Genomic DNA, 13643 nt, shown 5'->3' with positions numbered 1-13643 from the left:
CTCGGCCTAAACAAGAAAAGCAGAGGAATCCGGATCACTCGATAACCGTTCCTCTGCTTTCCCATCGATCGCTAATCGAACCCTATTCGTTTAATCGATAATTTCGGCCGTATCGCCGGTTTTCGCGCCGGCCGCGTTCGCTTCGTCCGTATCGATATGCATGTCCAACGCAAATTGATCGGATACGCGCGCGATGACGTTTTCCAATACAAGACCGCGTTCGCCGCCAAGCCGTACTTTGAGCATTTGTTTATCTTTAATGCCCCATTTCTCCGCATCGGACGTATGGAAATGGATATGGCGCGCCGCAACGATAACGCCTTGATCCGTCTCCACTTCGCCGGCAGGCCCCTTAATTTTCATTCCCGGTGTGCCTGCAATATTGCCCGACTCGCGCACCGGCGCCGGAATGCCGAGCGCGAACGCGTCCGTACGGGATATTTCCAATTGCGTTGCCGGACGCGCAGGTCCCAATATTCGAACTTTGCCGAACGATCCTTTCGGTCCGATCACTTCAACCGTTTCATTTGCCGCAAATTGGCCCGGTTGGGACAGCGGCTTCAACTCCGTAAGCTGATATCCTTTGCCGAACAATATTTCGATATGTTCTTGCGTGACATGAATATGACGTGCGGAAACGCCGACAGGTACTGTTTTACGCATTTCCTCTCCACCTCTCGTTTTTTAAAATTCTCTCTATCCGGTCAAACAACCATTATTATACTACTTTACGGCAAAAATGCAAAAGACGTACGATACATTCGCACGTCTTTTTGCATAGTTATTTAAATTCTGCAACAAGTTTGTCAAATTGTTCTTCCGTTAACTTAATGTCTTGGTTCGCCAAGCCTTCTTGTTTAAAGCCAGGGATCAAGTCTTCATACGATTTTTTCGTTTTGTCTTGGTAGATCAATCCGGTCAACATGCCGCCGGTTTCCATAATTTTCGTCATCGCTTGACCCCGGTTCGTCGGATCGTAATCCGGCATCGTCTCCAAGTTGATGATGTTTTCTTTGAACCAGTCGTATGTGTTGATTTTATTAAATGTGACGCAAGGGCTGAATACATTGATGAGCGAGAAGCCTTCATGCTTGATGCCCTCTTCGATCAACGAAGTCAATTGCTTCAAATCGCTGGAGAACGATTGAGCGACGAAAGTAGCGCCTGCGGACAATGCGATCTCAAGCGGCGACAACGTCGTCTCGATCGAGCCTTCCGGCGTGCTTTTCGTTTTGAAGCCCGTTGCGCTGCGCGGCGAAGTTTGCCCTTTGGTCAAACCGTAAATTTGGTTGTCCATGACGATGTACGTAATGTTAATATTACGGCGAATCGCATGAACGGTATGGCCCATCCCGATTGCGAACCCGTCGCCGTCACCGCCGGAAGCGATAACCGTAAGATCCCGATTCGCAATTTTGAGTCCTTGCGCGATCGGCAAAGCGCGTCCGTGAATGCCGTGCAAGCCGTACGCATTGATATATCCCGAAATACGGCCCGAGCATCCGATACCGGATACGATTGCGAGTTGTTCCGGTTCCAAGCCGACATTGGCAGCCGCTCTTTGAATCGACGCTTGTACGGAGAAATCTCCGCATCCCGGACACCAGTTTGGCTTCACATTGTTGCGGAACTCTTTAAAAGTAGCCATTTCTAGTTCAACTCCTTACACGCTTTGTATACTTCCGAAGGCAAGAAAGGATTGCCGTCGTATTTCAAAATATTGCGAATTTTATCGGCATAGCCTACGTTCAGTTTAATTTGGGAAGCAAGTTGGCCTGTCGCGTTATTCTCCAATACGACGACTCGTTTCGCTTTCTCGGCGTACGGCGCGAACAATTCTGTCGGGAACGGATAGAGCAAGCGAACCGTTACGTGATTCGTCTTGATGCCGTCGGCCTCAAGACGTTTTCTCGCTTCGTCAACCGTGCCGCCCGTCGAACTCATGCTGACGATCAACAGATCGGCCTCTTCGTGCGGCGCATCCGCATGAATCGGATTGCTTACCTTGATGTCCTTAATTTTGCGCAATCTCTTATCCATCATTTTCTTGCGGTTCACCGCATTTTCCGACGGACGGCCCGTTTCGTCGTGTTCGACGCCCGTTACGTGGTGAAGGCCGTTTTTGTCGCCCGGAAGGACGCGAGGCGAAATGCCGCTTTCCGTAAACTCGTAGCGTTTGAACAACTGATTCGCTTCGAGCTCCGGCAAATCGCGAACCAGATTGCCGCGGTCAATCGTAATTCTATTGTAATCCAACTGTTCGCAAGACTGCTTGCCCAATGACAATTGCAAGTCTGTCAGGACGATAACCGGACATTGATAAATTTCTGCCAGATTGAACGCTTCGATCATGTCGTAGAAGCATTCTTCAATGGAACTCGGCGCGAGCACGATTTTCGGAATTTCTCCGTGCGTGCCGTAGATCATGGCGTTAATATCGCTTTGTTCCTGTTTCGTCGGCAAGCCCGTGCTCGGACCTCCGCGCTGCGTATCGACGATAACGACCGGCGTTTCCGTCATGCCCGCCAGGCCGATCGCTTCCATCATCAGCGAAAGTCCGGGTCCTGCCGAAGCCGTCATCGTTCTGGCTCCGCCGTAGTTGGCTCCGATCGCCATCGTAACCGCCGCGATTTCGTCTTCCGTTTGGATGACCGTACCGCCGAATTTCGGCAATTGCTTAATTAAATATTCCATAATTTCCGAAGCCGGCGTAATCGGATACGCGGACATAAATCGACAGCCTGCGGCAAGCGCGCCGAGGCCGATCGCGTCGTTTCCGATCATAAACAATTTCTGCCTGCCGTCGGCTTCTTCCAAACGCAAGTCCTCCAGCGGACCGCCAGCAAGTTCCAATACGTACTCTGCGCCCCGCTTTACCGCTTCGATATTTTTTTCAACGACAGCTGCGCCTTTCCGTCCGAATTCTTCGGATACGGCTTTATTGAAAACGTCTAGCGGCAATCCGAGCAACGCCCAGGATGCGCCGGACGCGACCATGTTTTTCATCAACGACGTTCCAAGCTCATCGGCGATCGCCGTAATCGGAACCGCGAACAACTTGGCGTCGATCCCTTCCGGAAGCGTCGGTCCGAATTTGGCATCGGCAACGACAACGCCGCCGCTGCGCAATTCATGCGCGTTCAAATCGATGCTCTCTTGGTCGAATGCGACCAATATATCCAAATCGTCCGAAATGGCACGAATCGGTTTCGTGCTGATTCTGATTTTATTGTTCGTATGTCCGCCTTTAATCCGGGAAGAGAAATGACGGTATCCGTAAAGATAATAACCTAGACGGTTTAACGCGGTGGAGAAAATACGGTCCGTACTTTCTACGCCTTCCCCTTGTTGTCCCCCGATCTTCCATGACAATTGATTAACCAAGATTGCCCATCTCCTTTAAATGTGACTAACGTCATGTTGAAAAGCGTCAAAAAATGATAAGATTATACATTAAAAAAATCTTTTCAGTGAGTCAAATAAATTTTATGACTAAGGGATGGAAAAAGCAAGCGTTTTCTCTGGAAATAAAGATAGCACTTTTCGATTGAATTGATATCAACTTGAGATCGAATCTTTCAATCTTCGTTCCGGCTTGGTAGATACGCTTTCAGATATGCGGAAGCATTGCCGTGCAAAAACCGTTCGACCAGTTCCTGACGGTAATGCCGCGAGAGTGAATCTCTTAATTGTGCGTATTTGCCAGCATGTTCCAACCCTTCCACCCATTCCTCGATACCGTCAAAGTCGGAGCCGAACATGATATGACGTTCGCCGCCGAGCGCGCACACATGGTCGATATGACGCAAAATATCGTCGACGGCCGCCCGCTTGCCCGCGGCAACGAAGGAGGGAACGAACGTAATGCCGATTCTTCCGTCCATCCCAATGATATGCTTAATTTGCTCGTCACGCAAATTGCGGGGATGAGGGCATACGGCATAGGCGTTGGAATGCGAAGCGATGAACGGTTTTTCCGCCCATTCGGCCAGTTGCCAAAAACCGCGTTCCGTCAAATGCGATACGTCCATCAGCATGCCTAAACGGTTGCATTCCTGAACTAGCCGTCTCCCTTTTGCCGTGAATCCGCCCTTGCGCGCTTCCTGCACTCCGTCCGCGGCCCAGTTGGCGTAGTTCCATGTAATCCCGAGGAAGCGCACGCCTAAATAGCTGCATATTCGCAGCTTCGTCAGATCCGCCTCGAGCCCGTCCGCCCCCTCAAGCGAGAGCAGCGCCCCGATACGCTTATTGCCGCTAGAGGCCTCTTGTTCCCATTCGATCCAATCCTCTTGCGAACGGATCCATTTCATGGCCGGGTTAGCGACAATTCGGCGGCGAAACAGATCGATGCTGCGGAGTATATCATCGAACCGCGGCGGGCCGAGCCGCTCCGATAAATAGACAGCAAAGCATTGCGCTCCGACGCCGCCCTGTATCAGTTTGGCCAGCGATACATCCAGCTTCTCATCTTCTTCAAAGCGGATCGCCGGATCGAACAGCATTTTGCTCAGTACGTCGCAGTGAAAATCGATGACGCCTTTATCCATCCGTCACACCTCGTCCCATTTCTTATTGTCCACGCAAAAAAACCTGTCTACACATCGTCATGACGCGGTAAACAGGCGGATATCAATCCATGAATCATTATCTAGGTTCTACGATTAATTTAATAGCGGTACGATCTTCCCCATCAATCACAATATCCGTAAAAGCAGGAATGCAAATCAAATCAACTCCACTCGGCGCTACGAATCCTCTGGCAATCGCTACTGCTTTAATCGCTTGATTCAATGCGCCGGCGCCGATCGCTTGCAATTCAGCGGCTCCACGTTCGCGTAACACACCTGCCAGCGCACCGGCAACGGAGTTTGGATTGGATTTTGCTGAAACTTTTAATACTTCCATGAAAAGAACCTCCTCGGGAATGATGGATTGATTCCACTATTAAAACATATTCGAGAGAGGCAAAAAAATTCCTTCTTTTTCGCTTATATATTAGCTCATGATCCATTCGTCCTCAACGATCCGTATTTTGTCAATACGCTTCGCCTTGCCCGTATGATCGTCCAATTCCACGATAACGGCGTGGAAATGCCATTTTCCTTCCGCGACGCTAAAGCGGACGGGAAGTTGCGTTTTGAACTTCCGCAGTACGGCTTCCCGATCGGTTCCGAGCACCCCTTCTTTCGGGCCGACCATGCCTACATCGGTTATATAAGCCGTTTGCTCGGGCAATATCGTCTCGTCGTTCGTCTGAACATGCGTATGCGTTCCGACGACAACCGAGACCCGACCGTCCAAATGCCATCCCATGGCAATTTTCTCGGAAGTCGCTTCCGCATGGAAATCGACAAATATAAATTTATGTTTTTTGCCGTATTGATTCAATATGTCATCTGCTTTGCGAAACGGGCAATCGATCGACGACATGAACGTTCTGCCTTGCAAATTGACGAGAAGCAGTTCCGCCCCGTTCCCTTTCACGACCGTAACTCCTTGCCCCGGCGTGCCGGGCGGGAAATTGGCGGGTCTTACGATGCGCGGCTCGTCGTCGATAAAATCGAATATTTCTTTATTCGCCCAGGTGTGATTGCCCATCGTCAGCCCATGAACTCCTTGTTCGAAAAACTCTTTCGCGACCGCGGCCGTCAACCCTTTACCTCCGGCCGCATTTTCGCCGTTTGCGATAATGAAGTGCGGCTGGTGCTTTTCCTTCAGCATCGGCAGCGTCTGCTTCAACGCTTTTCTTCCTATATTGCCGACGATATCTCCGATGAATAAAATCTTAATGGGATTCTCCTCCTTACAACTCGCTTCCAAAACCGTTGCTATACAAGTGAAAAGTGGCCCGAAAACGGGAGCCACTTTTCATTGTGTTCATTATTTAGCGTATTCAACCGCGCGCGTTTCGCGGATAACCGTGACTTTAATATGTCCCGGATAATCCAGCTCGTTCTCGATCGTTTTCGTAATATCGCGAGCCAGACGGAACGCTTCGGTATCGTCGATCTTATCGGGCTGTACCATGACGCGCACTTCGCGCCCCGCTTGAATTGCATACGATTTCTCGACGCCTTCGAAAGATTCGGAAATTTCCTCCAACTTCTCCAGACGTTTAATATACGTTTCCAGCGTTTCTCTGCGCGCTCCCGGTCTGGCTGCCGATAAGGCGTCCGCCGCGCCGACGAGCATCGCAATGACGGAAGTCGCTTCGCAGTCCCCATGATGGGAAGCGATACTGTTAATAACGACCGGATGTTCCTTATATTTCTTCGCTAACTCTACGCCGATTTCGACATGAGACCCTTCCACTTCATGATCCAGCGCTTTACCGATGTCGTGCAAAAGCCCGGCACGTCTCGCCAATGTAACATCTTCGCCAAGTTCTCCGGCCATCAACCCTGCAAGATACGCGACCTCCATGGAGTGCTTAAGAACATTCTGACCATAGCTCGTCCGAAATTTCAATCGGCCGAGAATTTTAATCAAATCGGGATGCAGACCATGCACGCCAACCTCGAACGTCGCCTGTTCTCCGTATTCACGAATGCGTTCATCCACTTCTTTACGCGACTTCTCGACCATTTCCTCGATACGGGCGGGATGAATTCTTCCGTCCGCTACCAATTTCTCGAGCGATGTGCGCGCAATTTCCCGACGAATCGGGTCGAAGCCGGATAAAATAACCGCTTCCGGCGTATCGTCGATAATTAAATCGATGCCGGTCAACGTTTCGAGCGCGCGGATGTTGCGTCCTTCGCGTCCGATAATGCGGCCTTTCATTTCCTCGTTCGGCAGCGTAACGACCGAGACGGTCGTTTCCGCCACATGATCCGCCGCACAACGTTGGATCGCAAGCGTAATGATTTCGCGCGACTTTTTGTCCGCTTCTTCCTTCGCTTGCTGCTCGATTTCTTTAATCATCTGTGCCGTTTCGTGTCTGACTTCCTGCTCGACGTTCGTTAATATGATCGTACGCGCGTCTTCCATCGATAAATTGGATATGCGCTCCAACTCGGCAATTTGATTTTTATAGAGCAAATCTATCTGTTCTTGCGTTTCCTCGATACGCTTCTCCTTGTTCGCCACTTGTTCTTCTTTACGTTCCAGCGATTCTATTTTTTTATCCAGCGATTCCTCTTTTTGCAACAATCGTCTTTCTTGACGTTGAATTTCATTTCGACGCTCACGAATGTCTTTTTCAGCTTCGGCCCGTAGCTTATGAACTTCGTCTTTTGCTTCCAGGACCGTTTCTTTCTTCAGTGCTTCCGCTTCTTTCTTGGAGTTTTCCACGATTTGCGCGGCGGCGTGTTCTGCACTAGAAATTTTAGCTTCAGCAAGAGACTTGCGAATAAAATAACCAATCCCAAACCCAAAGATTAATGCGGCTACAACGAGAACGATCGAGATCCAGATGTTTTCCATCTTGTTCACCTCCTCGTTGATTCTCCAAGGCATTGCTTGGGCTATTTTCGGTTTTCATCCGTTTCACTTACATATTCATCGTTTAAGATGCACACTAGATCGCGCTGTCAGCGCTTCTCGCGCGAATCCCACAAAGGTGAGATCAAGCAAGTCAATGATTGGCGAAATAAATCAAATGGAATCAATTTTTTGGAAGGAAAAACTGACCCTGATTAAAATTATACATTCTCATTGTATTATTTATAAAAAGAAATTGTCAAGCAATTGAATCAGTTTATCGCCCGGGCGTGCAATCGTTCTCTTCGACCGCGGACGAATTCGGGATTCATTTATTTCATGTCGTTAATTATTAAATAATTTAATCGCCAAACGGGATATCATCGTCGTCCCCTTCATCCCCGACAACGCCCTCCGGATCGGCCGGCTCCTGCCAGGCAATCGTCCGTATCGCGCGATACGCCAGTTCTCCGGGATAACCGCGGCGCAGTAAATACGCAGCCGTTTTCTGCTTGCGTTCCTTCACGCTCCCTTTCGTTTGGCGCCATTTCTTCAGCCCGGCCTGAATGGCGCTCTCCAACTCGCGCTCCGGCTCGAGTTGTTCGATCGCTTGCGCGATTTCTTCCTTGGAAACGCCCTTCTGCTGCAATTCATGTTTTACCCAAATCCGCCCTTTCTTATGCCCGTAAACGCGCTGCTTCGTCCATTGCTCGGCATAGAGCGCATCGTCCACGAAACGTTCGTCCTCCAAGCGGCGGATGACTTGCTCGATCAACTCTGCTTCAAACCCTTTTTGCGTCAGCCTGACCGCAATCTCTTTGCTCGTCCGAGGTTTCCGCTCCAGGTAACGGAGCGCCTGCACATATGCCTGCTGCAATTCGTCGGCGCGCACGATGGCGCGAATGTCTTCCTCGAACAATACGGCGCCTTTTAACAGCCTGTACTTGACCATAATATCTTCATGCACGTTGAGTATAGGCTCTCCGTCCGCATATATAATATAACGGCGGGATTGCTTTGCGTCCCGTTCCACCGCCGTAATCGTTCTTTCCCGGTCCGGTCCGTTCGATGCGGCCTCTGGCCGTTCGTTTTGTTCCAATCGTTCTCCCTCCTATAGACCGCCTAAAAAAGAAAAACCTTTACCGCTTTATTCGCATGTAAAGGCTTTTCCGCAATGGTTATTCCGCTTCCAATTCAAATTCTTCCTCTTCGTCATCCAACGAAGCCGGCGCGCTTGACACGGCAGCGGCCGCCAAATTGCTCGCTTCGCGGATTTTGTTCTCGATGACGAGCGCGATTTCCGGATGATCTTTCAGAAATTGCTTCGCATTCTCCCGGCCTTGCCCAAGCCGCTCGTTCTCGTACGAATACCATGCGCCGCTCTTGTTGACGATATCCATCTCCGTTCCGATATCGATAATGCTGCCTTCCTTGGATATCCCTTCGCCGTACATAATATCGATATCCGCCTGTTTGAACGGCGGCGCGACTTTATTCTTGACGACCTTAATGCGGGTACGGTTGCCGACCATGTCGTTGCCTTGCTTGATCGTCTCGACGCGTCTGACGTCCAAACGAACCGTCGAATAAAATTTCAAAGCTCGTCCGCCCGGCGTCGTCTCCGGATTGCCGAACATGACGCCTACCTTCTCGCGAAGTTGGTTAATGAAGATCGCGATCGTCTTCGATTTGCTGATCGCGCCGGACAGCTTGCGCAGCGCCTGCGACATGAGCCTTGCCTGCAATCCGACATGCGAATCGCCCATCTCTCCTTCGATTTCCGCTTTCGGCACCAATGCCGCAACCGAGTCGATGACGATAATGTCAACCGCCCCGCTGCGCACTAACGCCTCCGCAATTTCCAAAGCTTGCTCTCCCGTATCCGGTTGGGATAGCAGCAATTCGTCGATGTTGACGCCGAGTTTGCTGGCGTATAACGGGTCGAGCGCGTGCTCCGCATCGATAAAGGCGGCTTGTCCGCCGATCTTTTGCACTTCGGCGATCGCATGCAGCGCGACGGTCGTTTTACCGGACGATTCCGGTCCGTACACTTCGACGATCCGTCCCCGCGGCAATCCGCCGATTCCTAGCGCGATATCCAGCGCGAGCGATCCGCTCGGCACGATTTCAACCTGCATATGTGTGGATTCGCCCAGCTTCATGATCGAGCCTTTTCCGAATTGTTTCTCGATATTACGTAATGCCATTTCAAGTGCAGCGCGACGATCTGACAATGAACTCACTTCCTTCTTGATTTATAGTTTTATGATACCTTGTTTTTCACCCTTTGCCAAGTATTTTTTCGAACATACATTCGTTTTTTTCTCGACATGCGCGTTCATTGGCCGCAAAAAAACCGCAGCAAAGGATGGGTCCTCGCTACGGTTCTTCCGTTAACTTGTCTATATTATACTTTAACCGGCCCGATATGGCAATAGCCAGTATAGCGCTCATGCAGGCCGCCGTTTCGCCAAAGTGGCGTGATCGCACTGCTGAATAACACAGTTCTTGCCGCAGTACATGACACTAGAACGAACCAGATACCGCAAGCATGCTTCTTCTTAACCGACATTCCCATTTCAAAGCGTTGCCGCTAACAAACCCCATTGGATTTTATGCAATAGAACAAGGCCATATCCCGTTTCTTATCCATCTCTATTGGAAAACATCCAGCCATTTCAAAGCAAAACGTGAAATATTGCCGATTTCCTCCGAAAATATTGGATTAATTCCAGCAGCCGACTCGTTTCCCCTTCAACAGATCGCAATCTATTGGATAAAATCCAACGAGGTGCGCTAAGCTAACACATAGCGCGAACCCGATAAGCAGCTTCAATTCAACCGGCGCCACAGATGGTACAGCACCGTCTTCACCGTGCGCAGCCGGATCATTTCGCGCCCGCCGGAAAGCTGCAGCTTCTCGACTTGCGTCGGCTCCCCCTTCTGCGCGATAGCGATGTAGACGAGACCGACCGGTTTCCGCTCGGAAGCGCCGGGGCCGGCGACGCCCGTAATGGCAACGGCGAGATCGGTATCCGCAATCGTCCGCATCTGCTCGGCCATCGTTTGCGCCGTTTCGGCGCTCACCGCTCCCGGCGCCGTCTCGCCTTCGAGCATCGCATGCGGCACGTTCAGAAGCTGCTCCTTCAGCGCATTGGAATAGCAAACAATGCCGCCGGCAAACATGCGCGAGCTTCCCGGTATAGCCGTAATCATCTCGGACAGCAATCCGCCGGTGCAGCTTTCCGCCGCCGACAGCGTCCAGCCTTTGGCGCTCATGCGCTCGACGATCACTTGCTCGATCGCGACGTTCTCGGCGGCATACAGATGCGCTCCCAGCCGCCCGCGAATTTCCGTCTCCAATACGTCCAGCTTCGCCGATGCCTCCTCTTCGGTCCGGGCTTTCGTCGACAGACGTATCGTCACTTCGCCTTCCTGGGCGTACGGGGCGATCGTCGTATCCGACTGCCCTTCGATCAAATCGATCAGCTTCGCTTCCAAGGACGATTCGCCGATGCCGGCAAATTTCAGCATGCGCGAGAACAACGGCATTTCATTCGTCAACAACCGTTGTTGCAGCCAGCGCTTGCCCTCATGCTCAAACATCGGCTTCATTTCCTTCGGCGGTCCCGGCAGCAGCATATAAGCCGTTCCGTCATGGATCAGCGCATTGCCGACGGCGAGACCGGTTTCGTTGGGCAGCGGATCGCTGCCGTCGATCATGAGCGCCTGCCTGCGGTTGCTTTCCACCATATGCGCGCCGCGCGAGAGGAACATCCGCTCGATTTTGTCCATCGAAGGGGCGTGAATATGCAGCGTTCGCCCCAAATATGAAGCCAGCGCATCCTTGGTCAAATCGTCTTGCGTTGGGCCGATCCCCCCGGTAAACAATACGAGATCGGCACGCTCCCGCGCTATTTCAATCGCCTGCCGCAGTCTCTGCAGATTATCGCCCACCACCGTCTGGTAATATACGTCGATTCCTAGCGCCGCCAGTTCCCGCGATAAAAATTGCGCGTTCGTATTGACGATTTGTCCGAGCAGCAGTTCGGTTCCTACCGCAACAATTTCGGCTTTCATGGCCGTTTCCCCCTTCAAATATCGTTTTCGACGCTCCATCATGGCAAAAAAGAGCCGCCTCATTCAGATCCTATCCCCGAAAGGACGAAAATCCGAATAAAGCAGCCAATGTCGCTCATCTCATTGAGAGTAATTGATCACATTTTTATTTTTCACGAAATAATCGATCCCGGAATATACCGTGATGATCGCCGCGGCCCAAATCGCTACCAAGTCGAAACGGAAACCGATAAACGTAAACGGAAAATTGTTGAGCAGCATGGCGATAATCGCCGTAATCTGCACCCCGGTTTTCCATTTGCCCCATTTGCTGGCCGCAACGACTTTGCCTTCGAGCAGCGCCACCTGGCGCAGGCCGGTGATCGCAAATTCGCGGCTAATGATCACGATCGCGATCCATGCGTCGCATTTGCCCATTTCAACGAGCGATATGAGCACTGCGGCGATGAGCAGTTTGTCGGCGAGCGGATCGAGCAGCTTGCCCAAATTCGTAACCATCTTCCCCTTGCGCGCGATATACCCGTCCAACCCGTCCGTGCTTGCGGCCACAATGAAAATTAACGCCGCAATGATCTGGTTGTACGTGATATGGAAGGATTCAATGTTGATTGCCGGAAAAAAATCGAAATTCACCAGCAAAAAAAACATCATAATCGGTACTAAAAAGATACGGGCCAGCGTAATTTTATTGGCCAGATTCACGATACACCCTCCCCGGACAAGTCGAACTCAAACGCATGGGTAATACGTACTTTGGCGATTTCTCCGATGTTGGCCTTGCAATTGGAAATAAACACCTCTCCGTCGATTTCCGGCGCGTCGTATTGCGACCGTCCGATATATACGTCGTTGCGTCCGTCGTAGCGCTCCACAAGCACATCCAATACTTGGCCGATATGTTTGGCGCTATGATGCTTCGATACCTCGCGCTGGATTTCCATAAGCGTATTCGCGCGCCATTCCTTCACATCGTCCGGCACTTGATCCGGCAAGCGCGTCGCCGGCGTACCTTCTTCAAACGAATATGTAAACACGCCGAGTCTGTCAAATTTCATTTCGCGAATAAAGGCGCTTAAATTGGTAAAGTCTTCTTCCGTTTCACCCGGAAAACCGACAATAATGGACGTCCGCAGCGCAACGTTCGGAATTTTGGCGCGGATTTTCGCAATCAATTCCCGCGCGTCGCGCTGTCTGCCCGGTCTGCGCATCCGTTTCAGAATCGTGTCCTCGCTATGCTGCAGCGGCATATCGATATATTTGCAAATTTTCGGATTGGAAGCCATCACATCGATCAATTCGTCGGTGAAAAAACCGGGATAAGCGTAATGCAGACGAACCCATTCGATGCCCGGCACTTCGCTGACACGGTTCAGCAGCGTCGGCAACATAAACTGATCGTACAAGTCCGTACCGTAATTGGTCGAATCTTGCGCGATCAAGCTAACTTCTTTCACTCCCTGCTGCGCCAACTGCTCCACTTCGGCGACGATCGACTCGATCGAGCGGCTGCGGAATTTGCCGCGCATAATCGGAATGCTGCAGAACGTGCAGTTGTTATCGCAGCCTTCCGCTATTTTCACATAGGTCGTATACCGAGGCGTCGATACTTTGCGAGGCAGTATTTGCTCGTAATTAAAGACTGGATTCCCCACACGCACCGGTTTCTTCCCGCGCAGCGCCTCGTCCACGATATCGTTAATGTTATGGAAATCCCCCGTGCCGACGATGCCGTCGATCTCGGGCATTTCCTCCAACAGCGCTTCCTTATACCGTTGCGTCAAACAGCCGGAAACGACCAGCGCCTTTAAATTTCCCGTTTGCTTCAACTCAGCCAAGTCAAGAATCGTATTGACGGATTCTTCCTTGGCCGCATCGATAAAACCGCACGTATTAACAATGATAACCGTCGCTTCCTCTTTATTATCGACAAGCGAGTATCCCCGCTCATGGATTAATCCGGACATGATTTCGGAATCAACTAAGTTTTTCTCACAGCCTAATGTAACGATTTTTATTTTTTCTGTCACGCCTGACGTCCCCCGTTCCTGCCTCCAAAGCGATGTGCATATCTATCTAATAAAGTATAATACATGCCGTTTTTAGTGTCAAAACGTTGAAAAACCTTAGTCGTATGATAGGAA

At 50.9% G+C, this 13643-nt stretch carries 12 protein-coding genes; all 12 read right to left on the bottom strand.

Annotated elements, in window-relative coordinates:
• Positions 1–90 precede the first annotated feature (90 nt).
• On the bottom strand, positions 91–663 hold the full coding sequence (locus LQ229_RS11755; protein WP_216537582.1) for a phosphate propanoyltransferase: 573 nt from the start codon (positions 661–663) through the stop codon (positions 91–93).
• A 118-nt stretch (positions 664–781) separates the two neighbouring features.
• A complete protein-coding gene (locus LQ229_RS11750) occupies positions 782–1648 on the bottom strand; it encodes a 2-oxoacid:ferredoxin oxidoreductase subunit beta (protein WP_230191797.1) in 867 nt (288 codons plus the stop codon).
• A 2-nt stretch (positions 1649–1650) separates the two neighbouring features.
• Positions 1651–3384: a 2-oxoacid:acceptor oxidoreductase subunit alpha gene (locus LQ229_RS11745; protein ID WP_216537580.1), complete on the bottom strand. Its 1734-nt coding sequence runs from the start codon at positions 3382–3384 to the stop codon at positions 1651–1653.
• A 194-nt stretch (positions 3385–3578) separates the two neighbouring features.
• On the bottom strand, positions 3579–4547 hold the full coding sequence (locus LQ229_RS11740) for a dipeptidase (RefSeq protein WP_230191796.1): 969 nt from the start codon (positions 4545–4547) through the stop codon (positions 3579–3581).
• Between the two features lie 97 nt (positions 4548–4644).
• Positions 4645–4905, bottom strand: a complete 261-nt coding sequence (locus LQ229_RS11735) for a stage V sporulation protein S (RefSeq protein ID WP_006286829.1) — start codon at positions 4903–4905, stop codon at positions 4645–4647.
• 90 nt (positions 4906–4995) lie between these two features.
• The gene (locus LQ229_RS11730) at positions 4996–5790 is read right to left on the bottom strand and encodes a TIGR00282 family metallophosphoesterase (protein ID WP_216537597.1); all 795 of its coding nucleotides are present in this window, start codon (positions 5788–5790) and stop codon (positions 4996–4998) included.
• 90 nt (positions 5791–5880) lie between these two features.
• Positions 5881–7425 carry a ribonuclease Y gene (gene rny / locus LQ229_RS11725; RefSeq protein WP_216537578.1) on the bottom strand — a complete coding sequence of 515 codons (1545 nt, stop codon included), beginning with the start codon at positions 7423–7425 and terminating at the stop codon, positions 5881–5883.
• A gap of 358 nt (positions 7426–7783) precedes the next feature.
• Positions 7784–8521: a RecX family transcriptional regulator gene (locus tag LQ229_RS11720; protein WP_230191795.1), complete on the bottom strand. Its 738-nt coding sequence runs from the start codon at positions 8519–8521 to the stop codon at positions 7784–7786.
• Positions 8522–8600: 79 nt separating this feature from the next.
• Positions 8601–9656 carry a recombinase RecA gene (gene recA, locus LQ229_RS11715; RefSeq protein WP_216537576.1) on the bottom strand — a complete coding sequence of 352 codons (1056 nt, stop codon included), beginning with the start codon at positions 9654–9656 and terminating at the stop codon, positions 8601–8603.
• Positions 9657–10254: 598 nt separating this feature from the next.
• A complete protein-coding gene (locus tag LQ229_RS11710) occupies positions 10255–11502 on the bottom strand; it encodes a competence/damage-inducible protein A (RefSeq protein ID WP_230191793.1) in 1248 nt (415 codons plus the stop codon).
• Between the two features lie 120 nt (positions 11503–11622).
• Positions 11623–12204: a CDP-diacylglycerol--glycerol-3-phosphate 3-phosphatidyltransferase gene (pgsA, locus tag LQ229_RS11705; RefSeq protein ID WP_216537574.1), complete on the bottom strand. Its 582-nt coding sequence runs from the start codon at positions 12202–12204 to the stop codon at positions 11623–11625.
• On the bottom strand, positions 12201–13529 hold the full coding sequence (gene rimO / locus LQ229_RS11700) for a 30S ribosomal protein S12 methylthiotransferase RimO (RefSeq protein ID WP_216537573.1): 1329 nt from the start codon (positions 13527–13529) through the stop codon (positions 12201–12203). The genes pgsA and rimO overlap by 4 nt, the downstream gene beginning before the upstream one ends.
• Positions 13530–13643: the final 114 nt, after the last annotated feature.

Origin of the sequence: Paenibacillus sp. CECT 9249, assembly GCF_918697855.1 — a bacterium.
Lineage (GTDB): Bacteria > Bacillota > Bacilli > Paenibacillales > Paenibacillaceae > MSJ-34.
This window is presented reverse-complemented; position numbering and strand designations above follow the sequence as displayed.

Excerpts from the sequence above, each read along its gene's own strand:
- LQ229_RS11755 (WP_216537582.1), bottom strand. The coding sequence starts at position 663 with ATGCGTAAAACAGTACCTGTCGGCGTTTCCGCACGTCATATTCATGTC.
- LQ229_RS11750 (WP_230191797.1), bottom strand. The coding sequence starts at position 1,648 with ATGGCTACTTTTAAAGAGTTCCGCAACAATGTGAAGCCAAACTGGTGT.
- LQ229_RS11740 (WP_230191796.1), bottom strand. The coding sequence starts at position 4,547 with ATGGATAAAGGCGTCATCGATTTTCACTGCGACGTACTGAGCAAAATG.
- LQ229_RS11735 (WP_006286829.1), bottom strand. The coding sequence starts at position 4,905 with ATGGAAGTATTAAAAGTTTCAGCAAAATCCAATCCAAACTCCGTTGCC.
- rny (WP_216537578.1), bottom strand. The coding sequence starts at position 7,425 with ATGGAAAACATCTGGATCTCGATCGTTCTCGTTGTAGCCGCATTAATC.
- LQ229_RS11710 (WP_230191793.1), bottom strand. The coding sequence starts at position 11,502 with ATGAAAGCCGAAATTGTTGCGGTAGGAACCGAACTGCTGCTCGGACAA.